The following is a 19,264-nucleotide window of genomic DNA, read 5'->3' as shown; positions in this document are numbered from 1 at the left end:
CTCGGGAAAGTGCGCTTACGCCTTCAGAGCCTAATGGGGGTCGGGGGCGGCCCAACCGCGTCAGAGCTGACAGACTGTCCGTCAACGACCGGAATACGACTACGGAGGCAGCGCGGTGTCGGAGTCCAGGACCCCTGCTCAGATCGAGGCGGACATCGTCCGCCGGCGCGAGCAGCTCGCCGTTACGCTCGACGAGATCGGCATTCGGATGCATCCGAAGACGATCATCGGGGACGCGAAGGCCAAGGTCGCCTCGACGGTCGACCAGACCGCGGGACGCGCCTTCGTCGCCGTCAACCGGGTCGTGTCGGACGTGAAGGCACGTTTCACCCATGCGGACGGCGCCCCGCGCCTGGAGCGCGTCGTCCCGGCGGCGCTCGTGGTCGTGGCGGTCGTCGGGCTGCTCGCCCGGTCCTCCCGCAAGGGCAGGCGCTGACCCGCACTCCTCGGCAGGTAGGTTCACCCCGTGAGCGAGAACACGCACGACAAGCTGCCCATCCGGATGCTTCACGACCGGGTCCTGGTCCGCACCGACTCCCCGGAGGGGGAGCGGCGCTCCGGCGGCGGCATCCTGATTCCGGCGACCGCCGCGGTCGGCCGTCGCCTGGCCTGGGCCGAGGTGGTCGCGGTCGGTCAGAACGTCCGTACCGTCGAGATCGGTGACCGGGTGCTGTACGACCCCGAGGACCGTGCCGAGGTCGAGGTGCGGGGCGTCGCGTACGTACTGATGCGGGAGCGCGATCTGCACGCGGTGGCGGCGGACCGGTTCCAGGGCACGTCGGACTCGACCGGCCTGTACCTGTAGCGAAGCTTGCAGAGGCCCTGGTGACGACCGTCACCGGGGCCTTCGCTCGTTTGTTGCTAGCCTGGAGGGACCCCGACGAGACGCGCCGTACCGGGATTCCGACAAGACGACGCACTCCTGTTGTTCCGTCTCGCGGAGGTGTCGTCGTCATGGCCTGGGTTCTTCTCGTCGTCGCGGGTCTGCTCGAAGTCGGCTGGTCGATCGGTATGAAGTACACCGACGGTTTCACCCGGCTCTGGCCGAGCGTGTTCACGGGCGCCGGGATCGTCGCCTCCATGCTGTTGCTGTCGCATGCGGCGAAGACGCTGCCGATCGGTACGGCGTACGGCGTGTGGGTGGGGATCGGCGCGGCCGGTGCGGCGGTGCTCGGCATGGTGGTGCTCGGTGAGCCGGCGACCGCCGCCCGGATCTTCTTCGTCTGTCTGCTGCTCGTCGCCGTGGTGGGGCTGAAGGCGACGTCGGGTCACTGACGCCGTACGGGTGTACGAGGGGGAAGGGGGCTGCGGGACACCACGGCCCCCGGGCCCGCCTCGCCCGTCTCGTACCAGTCGTCCTGCGAGCCCTCCGGTGTCGGCGGTACCTCCGGCATCTCCTCCGCCCCCGGCATGAGCCGCAGCTCGAAGTCCCGTGGTGCTTTTCCGGCGAGGGCCTGCCGGGTGAAGTCCGCCCAGATCTCGGCGGGCGGGCCGCCTCCGTTGATGCGGGGCAGTCCCAGGGCTCCGTACAGCGGTTCCTGGCGCCCGGACTCGGGGTCCTGGCCCATGAGGGCGACGACCGTCGCCAGTTCCGGGGTGTAGCCGGCGAACCAGGCGGCCTTGTCGTCCTCGGCGGTGCCGGTCTTGCCGGCGGCGGGGCGTCCGGCGGCCTGCGCCGCCGTTCCCGTGCCGGCCTCGACGACGCTGCGGAGGATCGACGTGGTCGTGTCGGCGGCCTCGCGGCTCACCGCCTGGCGGGTGACGGGTGCCGGCGGCGCCAGTTCACGGCCGTCCTTGCTGACGCGGGCGACCAGGGTGTACGTGCCGTGCCGGCCGTGCGCGGCGAGGGTCGCGTACGCCGTCGCCATGTCGAGGACGCTGGCGGTGGCCGGGCCGAGCGCGATGGAGGGGGAGGCGGTGAGGTCGGGGGTGGTGCCGGGCAGGCCGAGGGCGACGGCGGTGCGGCGTACGTGTCCGGGGCCGACGTCGACGGCCATCTGGGCGTAGACGGCGTTCACGGAGAGGTCGGTGGCGGTGCCGACGGCGATCTCGCCGTAGCTCTCGTCGTCCTCGTTGGCGGGGTCGTAGGGGGCGCCGTTCCAGCCTTCCACCGGGCGCCGGTTGGTGCCGTCGTAGACGGTGTACGGGGTGATCGGTTCGCCGTACTGGGTCTGTGCGCCGCTCTGTACGGCGGCGGTGAAGACGAAGGGCTTGAAGGTCGAGCCGACCTGGTAGTCGCGGCGGGTGGCGTTGTTGACGTACTGCTGGGTGTAGTCGACGCCGCCGTACATGGCGAGGACCTTCCCGGTCGCCGGGTCGATGGCGGCGGCCCCGACGCGGACGTACCGGTCGGCGGGGGAGCGGGCGGGGTCGAGCCGGGAGGTGACGCGTTCTTCGACGGCCTGGACGAGGGCTTCCTGGGTGGCGGGTTCGATGGTGGTGGTGATGCGGAAGCCGCCGCCCGCGAGGGTCTTCTCGTCGACGATGCCGTGGCTGGTCAGGTACTGCTCGACGGCCTGGACGAGGTAGCCGCGCTGGCCGGAGAGGCCGGTGGCGGAGCGGGCGGTCTGCGGGGCGGGGAAGCGGGCGGCGGCGCGGTCGGCGGGGGTCAGCCAGCCTTCGGTGACCATGCCGTCGAGTACGTAGTTCCAGCGGGCGACGGCCTTGGCGCGGTTCTCCGGGTGGGTGGTGACGTCGTAGGCGTTGGGGGCCTTGAGGAGGGAGGCGAGGTAGGCGCCTTCGGCGGTGTCGAGGCCGTCGACGTCCTTGCCGTAGTAGGCGCGGGCGGCGGCCTGGAGGCCGTAGGCGTTGCGTCCGAAGTAGCTGGTGTTCAGGTAGCCCTGGAGGATCTCCTCCTTGCTCTTCTCGCGGCCGAGCCTGATCGCGATGAAGAACTCCTTGGCCTTGCGGGTGAGGGTCTGTTCCTGGCCGAGGTAGTAGTTCTTGACGTACTGCTGGGTGATGGTGGAGCCGGACTGGCGGCCCTTGCCGGTGACGGTGTTCCAGGCGGCGCGGAGCATGGCCTTGGGGTCGACGGCGCGTGAGGTGTGGAAGTCGCGGTCCTCGGCGGCGAGGACGGCCTGCCGGACGGTGAGCGGGACGCGGTCGAGGGGGACGTTCTCGCGGTTGACCTCGCCGTCGCGGGCGAGGGGGCTGCCGTCCCGGTAGAGGTAGACGTTGGACTGGGCGACGGCGGCGGCGTTGGCGGGCGGGATCTCCACCAGGAGGTAGCCGGCGACGAGGGCGCCGGCGAGCAGCAGGGTGCCGAGGAGGAGGAGCCCGAGGAGGGTGCGCAGGACGCGTCGGGGGCGGCGGCGCTTCGGCGCGGCGGGTGCGGGGGGTGTCTTCGGGTTCCCGCCGGGGAGGGTGGGGTCCCTCGGTTCCCAGCCCGTGCGGGTTGGCCGGGGGGCGTCGGAGTCGCTCGTGCCGGAGGAAGGGGACATGGCATCACATACTGCACGGAAGGTGCGGAAACTCCTGAAAGCGACCCGAGTGTGGCGCGAAATCCGGTCGCGGTGGCGTGACGCGGGCCACTAGGGTCGTGCGCTTCGCTGTCATTCGGGCAGGAAGCGGTTCTTGTGCGGGAAAGGGAGCTTCATGCTGCGGCTGTACGCGACGGTGGCCGCGGGCGGCTTCCGGCGCCATGCCACCTATCGGGTGGCGACGGCGGCGGGCGTCTTCACCAACACCGTCTTCGGCTTCGTCCTGTCGTACACCTACATCGCCCTCTGGGACGAACGTCCCCAGCTGGGCGGCTACTCCATCGACGACGCCCTCGCCTACGTGTGGATCGGGCAGGCGCTGATCACCGTCTGCGGGATGATGGGCGGCGGCTTCGAGGACGAGCTGATCGAGCGGATCAGGACCGGCGACATCGCGGTGGACCTCTACCGTCCCGCCGACCTCCAGGCCTGGTGGTTCTCGGCCAATGCGGGCCGCTCGGCGTATCAGTTGCTCGGCCGCGGGGTCGTCCCGATGGCCGTCGGCGCGCTCGCCTTCCACTTCACGCTGCCGTCGGGGCCGGGCGGCTGGCTCGCCTTCCTGGTGGCGGTGGTCCTCGGCTCGACGGTCGGTTTCTCGATCTGGTACCTGGTGGCGATGAGCGCGTTCTGGCTGCTCGACGGCCAGGGAGTGGTGCAGGTCGCCTGGCTGGGCGGCCTGTTCTTCTCGGGGATGCTCCTCCCGCTGAACGTCTTCCCCGGCGCCCTCGGCGAGGTCGCGCGGATGCTGCCGTGGGCGTCGCTGCTCCAGGTGCCGGCGGATGTGTACCTGGGGAAGTACGTGGGCTGGGAGCTGGCGGGGGCGTACGCCTTCCAGGGGGGCTGGGCCCTGGTGCTGTTCGGCGCGGGGCGGGCGGCGCAGGCGGCGGCGACGCGGAAGGTGGTGGTGCAGGGTGGCTGAGACGACTCGGGTCGGCGCGGATTCCGGCAGTGTCCGTGAAGTGGGTCCCGACGCTGTCCATGAAGTGGATTCCGGCGGTATCCATGGCGAGGAAAGTCGCCCGTACGGACCGCTGGCCGACTCCTGGCGTACGTACCGGCTGGTCGCCGGCATGTGGATCCGGTCCACCATGACGTACCGCGCGTCCTTCGCGCTCACGCTCGTCACGAGCTTCTGCGTCACCTTCTTCGACTTCGTCGTCATCCTGCTGATGTTCGGTCAGGTGGAGGGCCTCGGCGGCTTCGGTTTCGCGGAGGTGGCCCTGCTGTACGGGACAGCGGGCACGTCGTTCGGGATCGCGGACCTGACGATGGGTTCGCTGCAGCGGATGGGGAAGCGGGTCAGGGACGGCTCGCTCGACACCTTCCTGATGCGCCCGGCGCCGCTGCTCGCCCAGGTCGCGGCGGACAAGTTCGCGCTGCGGCGGTTCGGCAGGGTCGCGCAGGGGCTGCTCGTCCTGGTCTGGGCCCTGGTCCTCCTGGACGTGGAGTGGACGCCGCTGAAGGCGCTGCTGCTGCCGGTGACGGTGGTCAGCGGGACGGTGATCTTCGCGTCGGTGATGGTGCTCGGCGCGTCGACGCTGTTCTGGATGCAGGACGCGGCGGAGGTCACGAACTCGTTCACGTACGGCGGGAACACCCTCCTCCAGTACCCGCCGACGATCTTCGCGCAGGAGCTGGTGCGGGGCGTGGTGTACGTCGTGCCGCTGGCGTTCGTGAGCTGGCTGCCCGCGCTGTACGTGCTCGGCCGGCCGGCCCCGGCGGGGGTGCCGGAGTGGGCGGCGTTCGTGTCGCCGCTGGTGGCGGCGGTCTGCTGCGGGGTGGCGGGCCTCGCGTGGCGGGCCGGGATCCGTTCGTACCGATCGACAGGAAGCTGAGGGTTGAGGGTCGTGCCGTTCATCGAACTGGAGTCACTGGAGAAGGTCTTCACGGTCCGCGTCCGCGGCGGTGCGGGCCTGTTCCGCCGGGAGAAGAGAGAGGTCAGGGCGGTCGACGGCATCAGCTTCGCCGTCGAGCGCGGGGAGATGGTCGGCTACATCGGCCCGAACGGCGCCGGGAAGTCGACCACGATCAAGATGCTGACCGGGATCCTCACGCCGAGCGGCGGCCGGCTGCGGGTCGCGGGCATCGACCCGGCGCGCGAGCGGACCCGGCTGGCCCAGCGCATAGGGGTGGTGTTCGGGCAGCGGACGACGCTCTGGTGGGACCTGCCGCTGAAGGACTCGTACCGGCTGATGCACCGGATGTACCGGATCCCGGACGGCCGCTTCCGGGAGAACCTGGACCGCTGCGTGGAGCTCCTGGAACTCGGCGAGCTCCTCGACGTACCGGTACGGCAGCTCTCCCTCGGGCAGCGGATGCGCGGCGACATCGCGGCGGCCCTCCTCCACGACCCTGAGGTGCTGTACCTGGACGAGCCGACGATCGGCCTGGACGTGGTGTCGAAGGCGCGGGTGCGCGAGTTCCTCCGGGACCTGAACACCTCCCAGGGCACCACGGTCCTCCTGACCACCCACGACCTCACGGACATCGAGCAGCTCTGCTCGCGGGTGATGGTGATCGACCACGGACGCCTGATGTACGACGGGGAGCTGAGCGGTCTGCACGCGGTGGGGGAGAGCGAACGGCTCCTGATGGTGGACCTGGAACGCGAGCTTCCGCCGATCACGGACGTGCCGGGGGCCCGTTTCGTACGGTCCGAGGGTCCCCGCCAGTGGCTGGCCTTCCCGGCGACGACCTCGGCGGCCCCGCTGGTGGCGGCGGTGGCCGCGAAGTACCCCCTTCTCGACCTCTCGGTGCGGGAGCCGGACATCGAGGCGGTGATCGCGAAGATGTACGGGGGAACTCGGGAGGAGCGCCGGGAGTCCCTGAGGTAGGAGGTCGACTGATGGTGAGTTTCTCGTACACGGCTGCGGACGAGGAGAAGAGCAGAGGCGTCCGGCGCATGAAGACGCTGGCGACGTCGCTGCTCGCTGCGGTGGCCGTGGTCTACGCCCTGGCCACGTGGGCGGAGAACGCGGGATGGGGGGCCTGGGCGGGCTATGTCGCCGCGGCGGCCGAGGCGGGGATGGTCGGCGCGCTCGCGGACTGGTTCGCCGTCACGGCCCTCTTCCGGCACCCGATGGGCCTGCCGATCCCGCACACGGCGATCATTCCGAAGAAGAAGGACCAGCTGGGCGCCTCACTGGGCACGTTCGTAGGCGAGAACTTCTTGTCGGCCGATGTCGTACGGGGCAGACTGCACGCCTTCGGCATCGGTGGCCGCCTGGGCGCGTGGCTGGCGGACCCGGCGCACGCGGACCGCGTCACGGCGGAGGCGTCGACGGCGCTGCGGGGAGCGCTGACGGTCCTGCGGGACTCGGACGTCCAGGCGGTGGTGGGGGAGGCGATCACCCGGAGGGCGGAAGCGGTGGAGATCGCCCCGGGCATCGGCAAGACGCTGGAGAAGATCGTCTCGGACGGGGCCCACCACCGGGCAGTGGACCTGGTCTGCACGCGGGCGCACGACTGGCTGGTCACGCACGGCGACTCGGTGATGGACGCGGTGCAGGGCGGGGCGCCCGGCTGGACCCCGCGCTTCGTCGACAGGCGCATCGGCGAACGCGTCTACAAGGAGCTCCTCCGCTTCGTGACGGAGATGCGGGACATGCCGGCCCACCCGGCGCGCGGCGCGATCGACCGCTTCCTGACGGACTTCGCGGCCGACCTCCAGGCGGACACGGACACCCGGGCCCGCGTGGAGCGACTCAAGTCGGACCTCCTGGCCCGACCGGAGATCCAGGACATCATCGCCTCGGCCTGGTCGTCGATCCGCTCGCTGATCATCGCGGCGGCCGAGGACGACCGCAGCCAGCTCCGCCTCCGCGCCCGCGCCTCCCTGATCTCCCTGGGCGTCCGCCTGTCGACGGACGCGCGCCTCCAGGAGAAGGTCGAGGGCTGGGCGGAGGACGCGGCGGCGTACGTGGTGACGACGTACCGGCACGAGATCACGTCCTTGATCACGGACACGGTGGCAGGCTGGGACGCCACGCAGACCTCGAAGAAGATCGAGGCGAACATCGGCCGCGACCTCCAGTTCATCCGCATCAACGGCACGGTGGTCGGAGCCCTGGCGGGCCTGCTGATCTACACGGTGAGCCACGGGGTGGGTGGCTGAGGGAGGCTACTTCCCCCGGGTGACGGCCCAGGAGACGGCGGCGACGCCCCCGGCGACGGAGAAGACGGCGGGCCAGGCGCCGATCTTCTTGGCGAGCGGATGAGACCCGGCGAACGCGGCGACGTAGGCGGCCCCGAGCCCGGCGGCCACCTTCGCCCCACCGACCTGCTGCCACTCCCGCCCGGCGACGACCCCGGCGCCGGCGAGCACGACGCCACCGAGCGGCCGCTGCTTGGTCCACCGGGCAACGGCATACCCACCGACGAGCCCGGCGGCGGCGATGGCGGGGGAGGGGATACGGGGCATGGTGAGGGGCCCTTCCTAGGCGGGGTGCTTTCTTCGAGCCTACGAGGGCGCGTGAACGGCTTCCCTGCCGGGAGTCACGCAGGCGGGGCACAGGGTCTCGTCGGCGAGCGGCCGGAAGAGCATGGGCTGGGTGTGGTGGCCGGTGCACTCGCGGGCGCCTTCGAGCCGGGCGGAGAGCTGGGGCGCGGGGCGGGGTGGCAGGGCGAGGGGCGGTACGTCGCGCAGGAGGTACCGGACGAGGCCGCCGGGCCGGTGGACGGGCGTCCCGGTGCCGGGAAGGCCGCGCAGGATGTGCTCGTGGACGTCGGTGGAGGTGTGTCCGGCGTCGAGCCATCGGGCGGCGAGGCGGGCGAGTTCCTCACGCATGCCGGGCGGGATGTGCCGCAGGGCGGGGGAGAGGAGATGCAGGACGCCGATGAGGGCGCGGGCGTCTTCGGTGGACGAAGGCTCGTCAACGGCGTCGGCCGTCTCGTCCGGAAGGTTGGAGGTCTCTTCCCGAGGGTCTTTATCTGGATGACGGTCGGTGGGCGGGGTGGTTGGCTGACCGACGGCCGGTGCGGGGGCACTCGGCGCGACCTGCGGGGTTACGGGTTCGGGCGTCCGGCAGAGCAGCTTGACGGCCTGATCGGCGGTCAGCGGGGTATTGGACACGAGCTGTTGGGTGACCCAGCGCCCACCGGCGACCTGGACGCGCCGCTCGTGCACGAACCCCTCTTCCTTGAGCTGCCGCTTGGCGCGGGTGAAGGCGTGTCCCCCGATCCGGGCACGTTGGGCGGAGACGGAGAGGGACTCGCGGGCACTCTGGGGAAGGGAGAGCTGCCAGGTGAGGAGCCGGACGGCGTCGGAACTGAGCCGAGGATGCCGGATGAGCTCGTGCGAGAACTGGGTGAAGGCGCGGGAGGGCGCGTTAAAGTGCCGGTAGATCACGGTGGACGCCTATTCCACTAGTGGTTCAGGCCCTCGCCGACGGCTGCAACCGTCGACGGGGGCTGTTTTGCGCGAACGTACCGCACTGATCGCATCGAGGCGGCCACGTTAAGTGAAGAAAGCCCGTGTGGGTGACGGGCAGGCCCAGCAGGCCGAGCACAGCCAACCTCGCCCTCTCTAAAGGCGGGTTACTCAGGACTGAGCTGCGGTTCTGCCTCGGGTGCGGCCGCCCTCTTTCCGAGTGTGGCGGCCTCCACCGCCGCGTCAAGGGCGCCTCCGGCGTCGCTACGCGATGGGCTGCGCCCACCCTTGACCCGGCGGCGGAGGCCGCCTTTTCACACTCGGAGGGCGGCCGGGGGGCGTGGCCACGCGGGGCTCCGGGCAAGGGCGGGGGCTGGCGTGCGCCTGCGGGTTGGTGGGTGGGGGCTTGGCTCGTAGCGGGGCTGGACGGGGCGCTCTCCCTCGGTTCGGGGTGCGCGGAAGTTGAATGGGGCGGCCCGGCAGGGCTTAGCGACCCAGGCTGTGAAGTGGCCGGGCTTCAGGCCCCGCTGGTCATTGTTGGTGGGTGGTTGGGGTGTGGGTCGGTAGATAACTCTCCTCTCGGCAGTCGGTTATGGATGACTCATCCCTTTTGGCCTTATTCTCTGGGCCTGTTACCGCTGGTAGGGCGGAGTTATTTACCTCTCCAGCCCGCCAAGAGTCACCAGCGGGGCCTGAAGCCCCGCCACTCCATCTCCCCAAGCCGCTAAGCCCTGCCCGACCGCCCCATTCCACTTCCGCGCACCCCGAACCGGCCGTTACAGACGCACCCGTCCGTCACCGCTAACCAAGCCCCCACCCACCGGCCTGACAGACGCACGCCAACCCCGATCACTGCCCGGGGCTTCGCGTGACCCCGGCCCCCGGACCGCCCTCCGAGAGGTCTTTCGCTCCTGGAGGTGGTGGGTCAAGGGTGGCCGCAGGCCATCGGCGAAGCCGACTTGCCCTTGACGCGCCGCCGGAAGGAGCGACTCTCGGAAAGAGGGCGGTCCCACCCGAGGCCCACCAGACACGACCACCCCAAGGACCTCACACCAGAAGCCAGATGAAGTGCTGGACGCTGCTGCTACCGGTCCTCAGCTGGTCATGCAGGCGTCAAGGTAGTCCTGCACCGGAGCGAACAGCCCGCACGGCACGTACTCCAGTCTGTGCCTTCAGTTTGGAAAGCTCACCGTCGATAGCCAGGGCGACTTGTGGCCAAGGCAGATTCAACGGGCTGAAGAGATCCCAGAAGGGAAACGCGAAACGCGTTAGGGCGCTCACGCCCAGGCGCGCCGCCTGGGTATCGATCGTTCCGATGACCTTTCGGGTTGCCCGTCCAGCTCCGCGTGAGGCCGGGAGAATTCCGTGCCCGACGAGAAGGGTGGCCGTGCGGACCGCATCCAATGTTCTAGCAGGCACTCCTTCACTGAAGGGGCCGTAGATGAGCGTGCTCCAGTCGGTGCGTGTGAGAGCCCACGCAAGGCGCTCCAATCCGGTGCCGAGGTCGACGGCGAGACGGTGAGGGTGGGCGGTGTTCCACAGCAGGACTATGTCGCCAAGCGTGAGGTCGAGGTGCCGGAATCGCAGTGTGATGCCTTCGACCTGCCGTCGGCGCCATGGGGTGAGCGTGCCGTAGATGCTCAGGTGACGGGCGTGGAAGCCAAGCTGGGAGAGGACGGTGAGCCAGCCGTCGAGGATGGCGCCGTACTCGTCCATGCTCTGTATGGGCTGGACCCGGGAGATGTTGACGAAGGACGTGAGAAAGCCGTCCTTCAACTCACCTGCGGCGTCCCGGTGGCCCGTGAAGCGGACGACCGGCTGAGGGATGAATCCGCTCCGGTAAGTTCCGAGTTGGCCGTCTTTGAGGAGCGGGTCGAGCGCCTGGACGGCGGAGATGGTCAGCTCGGTCTCGCGCCCCCAACGCAGAGGGAGGCAGACGTCGCGAGGGGCGCCGTCCAGCGCGAAGCCGAGCTCCAGGGAGTCGAGCAGCTCCCGCCACGTGGGCGGCCTGCGGGGCGGTCGGTAGGGAGTTCCGCGATGTGGGTGAGCGATCTCGATGTGAGGGCCGTCGACGGTGAACTCCCAGTGAGGGCTTAACGCGGCGCGCAGTACGTCAGGTATCCGCTGGGCCAGGTCGTCTCCGACGGAGCCGGTCGCGCGGGTCAGCACGACCGGGACGCCATCGCCAGGAAGTGCCGGGCGGGGTCGAAACGCTGCTGGCCGATCTCCTGAACCTGCCGGTGGTCGAGGGTCTCCGCTTGCTCGATGGCGAGCGCGAGTCGCTGGGCCGCGGTCTCGTCGTCCTCGTCCGGGTCGACGACGGTGATGGCGCCCGTCTGGTCGCAGAGGGCCGCCTCGGCGCAGGTGCCCGTGCGCCAGGTAAGCGCGGCCATGGGGGTACCGGCCCGGAGGGATTCGCCGAAGACGGCGGCGCCGGCTTCCACGTACGTGCGGGCGTAGGTGTAGACGAATACGGAGGCGTCGCGGACGGCGGCCGTCTTGGCCGGCCCTCCGAGTTCACCGACCCGCTCGACGTGGTCCGCGGTGAAGAGGCGGGCTTGGCTCTGGACGTAGTCGTGGTCGAAGACCGGGCCGACGACGCGGATACGGCGGCCGAGGATCTGGGCGGCGCGGACAGCCAGGTGAGGGGCCTTCTCGGCGTCGACGCGGCCGAGCCAGACGAGGTCGCGTCCGGCGGTCGCCGGCGGTTCCTCCTCGTTAAGCCCGAGGTGCACGGCCAGCTCGGGGATCGGCCGGTGGTCCGCGTACCGCTCGATCATCTCGGGCGAGTAGCAGTACAGCCGGGAGCGCCGGCCGTCGAAGGCGGTGGCGCTGTGCTGGAAGACCGGCGAGTGCTGGAACGTGGCGACGTCGCAGTCCAGCGCGTCCCAGGTGCGGGTCCAGGCGGGCAGCGAGGGGTACTCGTGCCCGACGACCAGGAGGTCGTACTTGGTGTCGCGGACGGCGCGCTCGGCGAGCGATCCGGGGGTGATGTCCTCCAGGCGGAGCGGCTTGCGGACCCAGTCGTTCTCCAGGTCCGCGAGCCAGCCCGGCCCGAGGAGGTGTACGTCGGCGCCTGCGGCCCGGGCGCCTACGGCGACCGCCCACAGCCATCGTTCGATCCCGCCGTAGCCGGCGGGCGGAAAGGCATAGCTACCAGGGAAATCGCAGACGCCGACGAGCACGTTATGCCTCCGGTGTTCCGTCCGCCTTGATCCGGCGGAAGCCGAGGTACGGGAAGAGGGATTCGGGAAGGACGAGCGAGCCGTCCTCCTGCTGGCACTGTTCGAGGAGCGCGGCCAGCGTGCGGCCGACGGGCAGACCGGAGCCGTTGAGGGTGGCGACGAGCTTGGGCTTGCCGTCCTCGCCTCGGGTCCGGATGTTCGCCCGGCGGGCCTGGAAGGTGCCGAAGTTGGAGACCGAGGAGATCTCCCGGTACGTGTTCTGGCTCGGGATCCAGACCTCGATGTCGTACGTGAGCTGGGCGGAGAAGCCCGTGTCGCCGGCGGGCAGCTTGATGACCCGGTAAGCGAGGCCGAGCTCCTTCAGGCACGCCTCGGCGTGGCCGACCATCGTCTCCAGCTCGGCGTCCGCCGTCTCCGGGTCGACGATCTTGACCATCTCGACCTTGGCGAACTGGTGCTGGCGGATCAGACCGCGGGTGTCCCGGCCGTACGAGCCGGCCTCCGAGCGGAAGCACGGGGTGTGGGCGGTCATGGCCAGCGGCAGCTCGGCCGGCGGGATGATCTCGTCGGCGTAGAGGTTGGTCAGCGGGACCTCGGCCGTCGGGATGAGGAAGAGCTCGCGGTCGGCGACGCCGGTCTTGAACAGATCCTCCTCGAACTTCGGCAGCTGGCCGGTACCGGTCATGGTCTTACGGGTGACCAGGTAGGGAACCGCGTACTCGGTGTACCCGTGGCGACGGGTGTGGATGTCGAGGAAGAGCGTGGCCAGCGCCCGCTCGAGGGCGGCGCCGGCGCCGCGCGAGACCGCGAAGCGCGGCCCGGACAGCTTGGTCGCCCTGCCGAAGTCGAGGAGGCCGGTGGCCTCGCCGAGGTCGACGTGGTCCTTCGGCTCGAACGCGAAGGCGGGAGGGGTGCCGACGCGCCGGATCTCGACAGCGAACTCCTCGGAGTCGCCGTCGGGGGCCGAGTCGTCCGGCAGGTTCGGGATGCTCAGGAGCAGGTCGCGCAGCTGGCTCTCGATCCCTTCCTGGCCGTCCTCGATCTCGCGGATCTGGTCCTTCAGTTCGCGGGCGCGCTCCTTGAGCTTGCTGATGTCGCCCCCCTGCTTGGCCGTCTGCTGGACCTCGCTCGCCACTCGCTTCGACTCTGCCCGCAGCTCGTCGGCCGAGCGGATGTTCTGGTTCCGGCGAGACTGGAGGGACTCCAGCTCGGACAGGTCCAGGGAGTAACCGCGACGAGCGAGCCGACGAACCGCGTCGGCACCCATGTCGATCAAGGCGCGGGCATCATGCATGAGGAAGATCCTTCTGATCCTGCGAGTGGGATGGGGATACGGAATCGACGGTAGCAACCGCCGAGCCGTCCCCGTTCCGGAATATCCCCCAGTCACCGATGCCGCCGGTGCGGTCCTGAACGCCAGTTTCAAGATCGTTCATCAGCGTTGCGATGAATTCCGGCAGTTCCATGTCCGGGATCGTGAAGGGCTCGACGTACGGCGCCTCCGGAAAGAACAGGGGCATGGCCTCGCCGGGAGCCCGGTCTCGGTGCCACAGGAGCACCGAGACCAGCAGGCCGTGGGCCACCAGGACGCGGGGGCCGGGGCGCTCCAGGGCCGCGAGCACCCCGGTGAGCATCCTGCGGATGCCCTCGCGCTGCGACTCGCTCCCGCCCGGCGGGCGCTCGTGGGCGCCATGGCCGTCGAGCCAGACGGCGTACTCCAGGAACGGGCTTCCCTCGAATTCCCCGTAGTCGAGTTCGTTCAGCCGCGGATCGGTGATCAGTTCCGGTCCGGGAACTCCCATCAGCAGGTTGGCGGTCTGCTGGGCGCGGGGGAATTCGCTGGCCAGCCACGTTTTCACGCTGTGGAGGGGGACGCTGCTCCATCCCTTGTTCAGCGACCGACGGCCGTCCTCGCTCAGGCGGATGGGCTTCGTCGGGTCGCCATTGACCAGGTAGCGCCGGCTGTAGTTCGTCTGTCCGTGGCGGAGGACGTAGGTCGTCATGATCGGTTCCTTGGGGTTGGCGCCGACAGCCATGCGAGGACGTCGGCCATCCTCGGCGCGCGCGGATCACCGGTGGCGAGGTAGAAGAGCAGGCCGTCCAGAGCCAGGGCCCTGCACCATGGCGCGAGGACGGGCACGGGGATGCGGGAGATACGGGCGGCTGCGGCCAAGCGAGCGTCCGTGCCGTGTCCGAGGTCGTAGTACACGGTCCAGAAGGCCCAGTCGAAGGCCGCGTCGCCGACCATCGGGAGGGGATCGATCAGGCGGGGGTGGCCCAGCCAGTCAAAGAGGACGTTCTCTCGGTAGAGATCCGCGTGCAGGACGGTGGATCGAGCGGAGTCCTCCTCCAGGGCCACGAGGGTCGGGAGGGCCGCGTCGACGTGCTCCTGCCACGGGCCGACGTCGACCGATTCCAGTCGGCGCCGCACCCGGGGGCGTACCTCCTGGTGCAGGTACGTGGTCAGGAGCGGAAGGTCACGCGGCTGGCGCCGACGGCGGCCGAAGGTGTGGAGGCTCTGGAGGGCGGCGGCCACGGTCGGAAGCTCGCGAGGCGGTCGCTCACCGCCACCGGGGCTCTCTCCGATCATCTCCAGGGCCGCCACGGCCAGGTCGTCCGCCGCCTCGACGACGCCCGTCGTTGGCCCGCCCGCCCACAGGCGTAGGGCATTGACCTCGTTGCGGAACCGGGCGGGATCGGCCCACGCCTTGAGAAGCAGCGGACGCCCGTCGAAGGTTCCGGCCGTGACGACCACCGAGGCGTGTCCGGCGTCGTGGTAAGTCCCTAGCGTGAGCTTCCAGCGCTCCGCCGCGCGCTCCATCAAGGTGGGCACGGCGTCGAGCCAGCCGGAGACTCCAGGACCGTAGTGCGTGACCAGCCGCCGTCGGCATTCCTCGGAGACCTCGCCGAGCGTCCGCTTCTCCATCAGCTCAGCACGATCCCGTCGGAGACCAGCTCGTCCGTGAGGGCGGGGAAGCCCTCCAAGGATTCGGCGACGAGGGCCTGGACCTTGTCGGTCTCGACCTCCGGGGAGGACAGCCGGACCAGGATCCGCCACGGCTGGTCGAGGCGCTGGCCGGTGGTGCTGACGAGGTGCACCTCCGCGTGCCCGTCGGTGGCCTCGTACAGCCGCTGGGCCAGGCGCTGGGCGGCGATGTTGTAGAGCTTGCCGACGTGGTAGACGGGGTTCTTGCCGTTGGCACCCTCCAAGTTCATCGGCCGCAGTGGCGTGATCAGTCCGTTGACCCGGTTGCCGCGGCCGACGACGCCCTCGTCGCCGGACTCGATCGAGCTGCCGGTGTAGGTGAGGTACAGCTCGTCCTTCTCCGGCACGTCGCGCGCGTTGAGCCGGAAGCGCGTCTCGGCTCCGGGCAGACGGAGGCCGGCCAGCCGGTGGCACTCGGCGAGGACGCTCTCGGTGTTCCGCACGTACTCGGCGCGGCTGGCGACCAGCCGCGACTTCTGCGGGACGCAGAGGACGACGTCCGCCTGCTCGCCGTCCCAGTAGCCCATGAGCTTCACGTCCGAGCCGCACCAGGCATGGGAGAGGGTGAAGTCGCTCTCCCCGGAGAAGTGGTCCACCAGCTCGCGGACGAACGACTCGAAGGGGTTCTCCGGCGCCCAGCCGGTTCCGAGGGAGGTGTCGTTCGACAGCCGGACCCGGCGCTCACGCAGGTCGTCGATGGAACGGGGGTTGAACCAGCGGGTGCGGTCCGGCACCGCGTCACCGGTGAGGACCGCTCCGGGGCTGGAGTTGCTGGTGATGTTGAAGGTGATGTTGAGGTGCTCCGACACCTCCGGGAGCCGCTCGGCGAAGAATGCCCTGACCTCGGCCTCGACGATCTCCTCGACGGGGATCTTCTCGCCCCCGCACATGGGCGCGGCCCGCCCGTTGACCAGGACGCGCACAGGGGCTGTCATGTGGCCGGCGCCGTAGCGGACCTCGCTGGCACCGCCGAGGAGGGCGAGCTTGTCGAAGTTGTGGTGCAGCACCGCGCCGAAGCGCTCGACGGTGTAGCGGCTGTACGCACGGGACAGCCGCTCGGCGAGGTGGTCGGCCAGGGTGTCCGGGTGACCGAGCCCCTTCCGCTCGACGATCGTGGTCGCACCGGGCTTGGCGGCGCCCGTCTCAATGGACAGGTAGCCACCCTGGGTCGTGATGGTTTCGCGCATGACAAACTCCGATCTCTCGGCCTGAGGAAGACGGGTGGGACGGATGAACGTCCTTGGTCAAAGCCGTTTGCCACGGGCTGAGTTGCTCGCATCGCCCTGCGGCGTTCTCGGTCTGCTGCGACAGTAGCCAGGGCACCCCAAGGCACCCCGGAAAATCCTTCCGGGGCCCACTTCGGCCACGAGGTGATGATCAGGACATGCGCGGGATGACACAGAACCTGACCATCGGGGAGCGCGTCGCCTGGTACCGGCGTCGGCGCGGTCTCTCCCAAGAGGTCCTGGCCGGCCTTGTCGGCCGGACGACGGACTGGCTGAGCAAGGCGGAGAACAACAGGATCGAGCTTGATCGCCTTTCGGTGATCACCTCACTCGCCGACGCGCTCGACATCTCCCTCGGAGACCTGCTGGCCGAGCCGACCCTCATGGAGTGGTCGGCCGACAGCGGGCGTCGGACCGTCCCTGCGCTGCGCGAAACACTCATGGACTACAAGCAGCTCACCCCTTTACTGAGCCTCGCAGCCGAGGATGAGCCACCTGCCCTGCAGGACCTTCGAGGCAACGTGCGCGATGTGCTCGATGCCTACCAGGCATCCCGGTACGGCTTTGCCACCCGACGTCTCCCCCTTGTCCTGGCCGATGCCCTCGCCGCGTCCCGCGCCTACTCGGGGCACGAGGCGGAGGAAGCCCACGCGCTGCTCGCTCTCGCCTACCACGGGGCGGCCATGGTGCTGGGCAAGCTGGGAGAGCCCGAGCTGGCATGGATCGCCGCGGACCGGGGCCTGGCAGCAGCGCAGTCCAGCGGCCGCAGCGAGGTTACGGGTTCGCTCTTCCGAGCAGTCACGCACTGCCTCCTGGCCACCGGCCGCTTCACAGCCGCGGTCCAGCTGGTGAACGACGCGGCATCCGTCATGCAGCCGGAGTTGGGCGACGCCAATAACGAGTACCTCTCGGTGTACGGCACGCTGTTCCTCGCCGGCGCGATGGCTGCCGCGCGGGCAGATGACCGGGCGACCACGCAGACCTTCCTCCGCGAGGCTGACGAGGCCGCGCAACGACTCGGCGTCGATGCCAATCACATGTGGACGGCCTTCGGCCCGACCAACGTGGCTATCCACTGCGTGGCCACCGCAGGCGAACTCGGCGACATCCAGATCGCCGCAGACCTGGGCTCACGAATCGACACGACCGCCCTGCCGGTGGAGCGGCGCGTACGACACAGCCTCGAAGTCGCCAGGGCGCTGAGCTCCTGGAACCGCACCGACGAAGCCCTGGCCGTCTTGCTGGATGCCGAACAGGCAGCGCCCGAGCAGGTGCGCCACCACTACCTGAGCCGGGAACTGGTCATCGGCTGGATACGTGGCACCAGAGGCCGGCCTGCCCATCCCGTGGCAGACCTGGCCCGCAGACTGGGCGTCGTTGCCGGCAGCTAGAGTCCGAACCGTGAGCGAGAACGAGCACGAAGCGAAGATGGCCCGCCCCCGCATGGCTGCCGGCGCTCTCTTCTTCGACGAATCCGATCGAGTCCTCCTCGTCGAGCCGTCCTACAAGGACTACCGCGACATCCCCGGGGGCTACGTCGAGAAGGGCGAGTCACCCCTGCAAGCCTGCATACGCGAGGTTCACGAGGAACTCGGCATCATGCCGACCATCGGGCGCTTGCTGGTCGTGGACTGGGCACCGAATCTAGGAGAGGGGGACAAAGTCCTATACCTCTTCGATGGAGGCCGGCTCAGTCCGGATGAGTGTCGACGCATCGAGCTCCAGGCCGACGAGCTTTGCGCCTATGCCTTCCACGACGCTGAAGAGCTGCCGGGGCTCACCATCCCCCGTCTGGTACGCCGGATCACCGCTGGCATCGAGGCCCGAGCCCACGCTGCGACTGCCTATCTCGAGCACGGAGAGGCACCGCAAGCGGCTTCGTAGCGCCCGACTTTCATGTCGAGGAGCACCGGTTTTCAGGGGCCGACCGGGTGCGCAGATTCGTCCTGATGACGAGCTCGTCGGTGTCCGAGAGCAGTCGTAGGCCGTCAACGTGCCTGACAGCCTTCAGCAGAGTTTTGTCCAGCATCTCAGGGCGCTGGGGGAAGAGGCGTGAGTCGGCTGATGGAGACGCTCTCGACAAAGTCTCGCCAGGCGCTGACTCGCAAGGTGAGCACGGGACCCTCCGGATGCTTTGAGTCCCGTACCGCTACGCTCGCGCCAGTGTTGGCGCACTCCAGGCACTCGGTCGTATTGCCGCCGCTGTAAGACGACTTGAACCAGACCCAGGACGATTCTGAAGGCTGTGGAGAGGACACCTAGAGCTCCTTGCGGATGCGATGGATCAGAGACGACGAAGCTTCCATGTCCAACGCTTGTGCCCGCAGGTACTCGAACGCAAGTCTGTATCGATCCAGTTCATCGGCTGTCTCCATGAAGAGCGAGCCGGTGTGCAGGTCCACGTAGACGACGTCGAGGGAGGGTTCGGCAGCTCCGAGGATGACGAAGCTCCCCAGCGCCGCAGCGTGTGCACCCTTGGAGAAGGGCAGCACTTGCAGTGTGATCTGGGTGGATTCGTTCGCTTCGAGCAAGCGATCGAGCTGCGTCCGCATCACTTCTGGGGAGCCGACGACCCGGCGCAGGACGGACTCGTCAAGGATGGCCCAGAGGTGGGGTGGCTTGGGGCGGCTCAGGATCTCCTGTCGCTTCATGCGGATGTCGACCAGCCGGTCGATTTCCCTTTGACTCAGGCGTAGTTCGTTCGCCTGCTGCAAGGCGGCGCTGTAGTCCCGCGTCTGGAGCAGACCAGGGATGTAGACGCAGCAGAAGTGATCCTCGCGTGCGGCCTCGTCTTCCAGAGTGAGCAGCAAGTTCATGCTCTCTGGGATGGAGTCGGCGAAGGGGCTCCACCAGCCTTGTTGCTTGGCGTCCTTGGCCAAGGCAACTACCGCTGCCCGCTCGGCGTCACTCACGCCGTACTCGCGGCACAGGGCGTCCACGATGGGCCACTTCACGGGGCCGGACTGGGTTTCGTACCGGCTCACCGTCGCCTTGGATACGCCGACACGGCCGCCGGT

General features: G+C 69.3%; 20 protein-coding genes and 1 riboswitch. Of the genes, 9 read left to right on the top strand and 11 right to left on the bottom strand.

What is annotated here, in order from left to right; translation table 11 throughout:
* Positions 1-115 precede the first annotated feature (115 nt).
* From ACIA8N_RS05240 to ACIA8N_RS05230, 3 genes are all read left to right on the top strand, one after another.
* Positions 116-436 carry a DUF3618 domain-containing protein gene (locus ACIA8N_RS05240; protein WP_365777826.1) on the top strand — a complete coding sequence of 107 codons (321 nt, stop codon included), beginning with the start codon at positions 116-118 and terminating at the stop codon, positions 434-436.
* 30 nt (positions 437-466) lie between these two features.
* Positions 467-805, top strand: coding sequence for a co-chaperone GroES (locus tag ACIA8N_RS05235; protein ID WP_030554720.1), 339 nt, complete (start codon positions 467-469; stop codon positions 803-805).
* A 55-nt stretch (positions 806-860) separates the two neighbouring features.
* Positions 861-921: riboswitch (guanidine-III (ykkC-III) riboswitch) on the top strand.
* A gap of 33 nt (positions 922-954) precedes the next feature.
* Positions 955-1,275: a multidrug efflux SMR transporter gene (locus ACIA8N_RS05230; RefSeq protein ID WP_028811654.1), complete on the top strand. Its 321-nt coding sequence runs from the start codon at positions 955-957 to the stop codon at positions 1,273-1,275.
* Here ACIA8N_RS05230 and ACIA8N_RS05225 read toward each other — a convergent pair.
* Entirely contained in the window at positions 1,269-3,443 is a 2,175-nt protein-coding gene (locus tag ACIA8N_RS05225; RefSeq protein WP_365777829.1) for a transglycosylase domain-containing protein, read from the bottom strand. The two genes, ACIA8N_RS05230 and ACIA8N_RS05225, sit on opposite strands and share 7 nt — an antisense overlap.
* Positions 3,444-3,600: 157 nt before the next feature.
* Between ACIA8N_RS05225 and ACIA8N_RS05220 the strand changes: the two genes are divergently transcribed.
* From ACIA8N_RS05220 to ACIA8N_RS05205, 4 genes are read left to right on the top strand one after another with little or no spacing between them, the layout of a single operon-like run.
* Complete coding sequence (locus ACIA8N_RS05220; RefSeq protein WP_365778172.1) at positions 3,601-4,401, top strand: ABC-2 family transporter protein; 801 nt, start codon at positions 3,601-3,603, stop codon at positions 4,399-4,401.
* On the top strand, positions 4,394-5,317 hold the full coding sequence (locus ACIA8N_RS05215) for an ABC transporter permease (RefSeq protein WP_399415698.1): 924 nt from the start codon (positions 4,394-4,396) through the stop codon (positions 5,315-5,317). Before ACIA8N_RS05220 ends, ACIA8N_RS05215 begins: the two co-directional genes overlap by 8 nt.
* 12 nt (positions 5,318-5,329) lie before the next feature.
* A complete protein-coding gene (locus tag ACIA8N_RS05210; RefSeq protein WP_365777831.1) occupies positions 5,330-6,316 on the top strand; it encodes an ATP-binding cassette domain-containing protein in 987 nt (328 codons plus the stop codon).
* A gap of 11 nt (positions 6,317-6,327) precedes the next feature.
* Positions 6,328-7,596 carry a DUF445 domain-containing protein gene (locus ACIA8N_RS05205; protein ID WP_365777833.1) on the top strand — a complete coding sequence of 423 codons (1,269 nt, stop codon included), beginning with the start codon at positions 6,328-6,330 and terminating at the stop codon, positions 7,594-7,596.
* 6 nt (positions 7,597-7,602) lie between these two features.
* Here the strand turns inward: ACIA8N_RS05205 and ACIA8N_RS05200 are convergent, their stop codons facing one another.
* From ACIA8N_RS05200 to ACIA8N_RS05165, 8 genes are all read right to left on the bottom strand, one after another.
* The gene (locus ACIA8N_RS05200) at positions 7,603-7,902 is read right to left on the bottom strand and encodes a hypothetical protein (protein ID WP_365777835.1); all 300 of its coding nucleotides are present in this window, start codon (positions 7,900-7,902) and stop codon (positions 7,603-7,605) included.
* A 39-nt stretch (positions 7,903-7,941) separates the two neighbouring features.
* A complete protein-coding gene (locus ACIA8N_RS05195; RefSeq protein ID WP_365777837.1) occupies positions 7,942-8,829 on the bottom strand; it encodes a hypothetical protein in 888 nt (295 codons plus the stop codon).
* 1,134 nt (positions 8,830-9,963) lie between these two features.
* Entirely contained in the window at positions 9,964-11,019 is a 1,056-nt protein-coding gene (locus ACIA8N_RS05190) for a hypothetical protein (RefSeq protein ID WP_365777839.1), read from the bottom strand.
* The gene (locus ACIA8N_RS05185) at positions 11,013-12,035 is read right to left on the bottom strand and encodes a glycosyltransferase (protein WP_365777841.1); all 1,023 of its coding nucleotides are present in this window, start codon (positions 12,033-12,035) and stop codon (positions 11,013-11,015) included. Before ACIA8N_RS05185 ends, ACIA8N_RS05190 begins: the two co-directional genes overlap by 7 nt.
* Position 12,036: 1 nt before the next feature.
* Entirely contained in the window at positions 12,037-13,329 is a 1,293-nt protein-coding gene (serS, locus tag ACIA8N_RS05180) for a serine--tRNA ligase (protein ID WP_365777843.1), read from the bottom strand.
* Positions 13,322-14,038 (bottom strand): histidine phosphatase family protein, encoded by a 717-nt coding sequence (locus ACIA8N_RS05175; RefSeq protein ID WP_365777845.1) that lies wholly within the window; start codon positions 14,036-14,038, stop codon positions 13,322-13,324. The genes serS and ACIA8N_RS05175 overlap by 8 nt, the downstream gene beginning before the upstream one ends.
* Positions 14,035-14,961, bottom strand: a complete 927-nt coding sequence (locus tag ACIA8N_RS05170) for an aminoglycoside phosphotransferase family protein (RefSeq protein WP_365777847.1) — start codon at positions 14,959-14,961, stop codon at positions 14,035-14,037. The genes ACIA8N_RS05175 and ACIA8N_RS05170 overlap by 4 nt, the downstream gene beginning before the upstream one ends.
* On the bottom strand, positions 14,961-16,208 hold the full coding sequence (locus ACIA8N_RS05165; RefSeq protein ID WP_365777849.1) for a methionine adenosyltransferase: 1,248 nt from the start codon (positions 16,206-16,208) through the stop codon (positions 14,961-14,963). The genes ACIA8N_RS05170 and ACIA8N_RS05165 overlap by 1 nt, the downstream gene beginning before the upstream one ends.
* A gap of 206 nt (positions 16,209-16,414) precedes the next feature.
* Here ACIA8N_RS05165 and ACIA8N_RS05160 point away from each other — a divergent pair, with 206 nt between their 5' ends.
* Both ACIA8N_RS05160 and ACIA8N_RS05155 read left to right on the top strand, forming a co-directional pair.
* Positions 16,415-17,638, top strand: a complete 1,224-nt coding sequence (locus ACIA8N_RS05160; RefSeq protein ID WP_365777851.1) for a helix-turn-helix transcriptional regulator — start codon at positions 16,415-16,417, stop codon at positions 17,636-17,638.
* Between the two features lie 10 nt (positions 17,639-17,648).
* Positions 17,649-18,131 carry an NUDIX hydrolase gene (locus ACIA8N_RS05155; RefSeq protein ID WP_365777853.1) on the top strand — a complete coding sequence of 161 codons (483 nt, stop codon included), beginning with the start codon at positions 17,649-17,651 and terminating at the stop codon, positions 18,129-18,131.
* Between the two features lie 146 nt (positions 18,132-18,277).
* Here ACIA8N_RS05155 and ACIA8N_RS05150 read toward each other — a convergent pair whose 3' ends face one another.
* On the bottom strand, positions 18,278-18,505 hold the full coding sequence (locus ACIA8N_RS05150; RefSeq protein WP_365777855.1) for a DUF397 domain-containing protein: 228 nt from the start codon (positions 18,503-18,505) through the stop codon (positions 18,278-18,280).
* Positions 18,506-19,264 (bottom strand): helix-turn-helix domain-containing protein (locus ACIA8N_RS05145; RefSeq protein WP_399415693.1); only part of this gene is annotated, 759 nt, incomplete at its 5' end.

It is taken from the genome of Streptomyces sp. NPDC051822, from assembly GCF_044452745.1.
Classification (GTDB): Bacteria; Actinomycetota; Actinomycetes; order Streptomycetales; family Streptomycetaceae; genus Streptomyces.
Note: the sequence above shows the minus strand (reverse complement) of the source record. Positions and strands in the feature narration are given on the sequence as shown.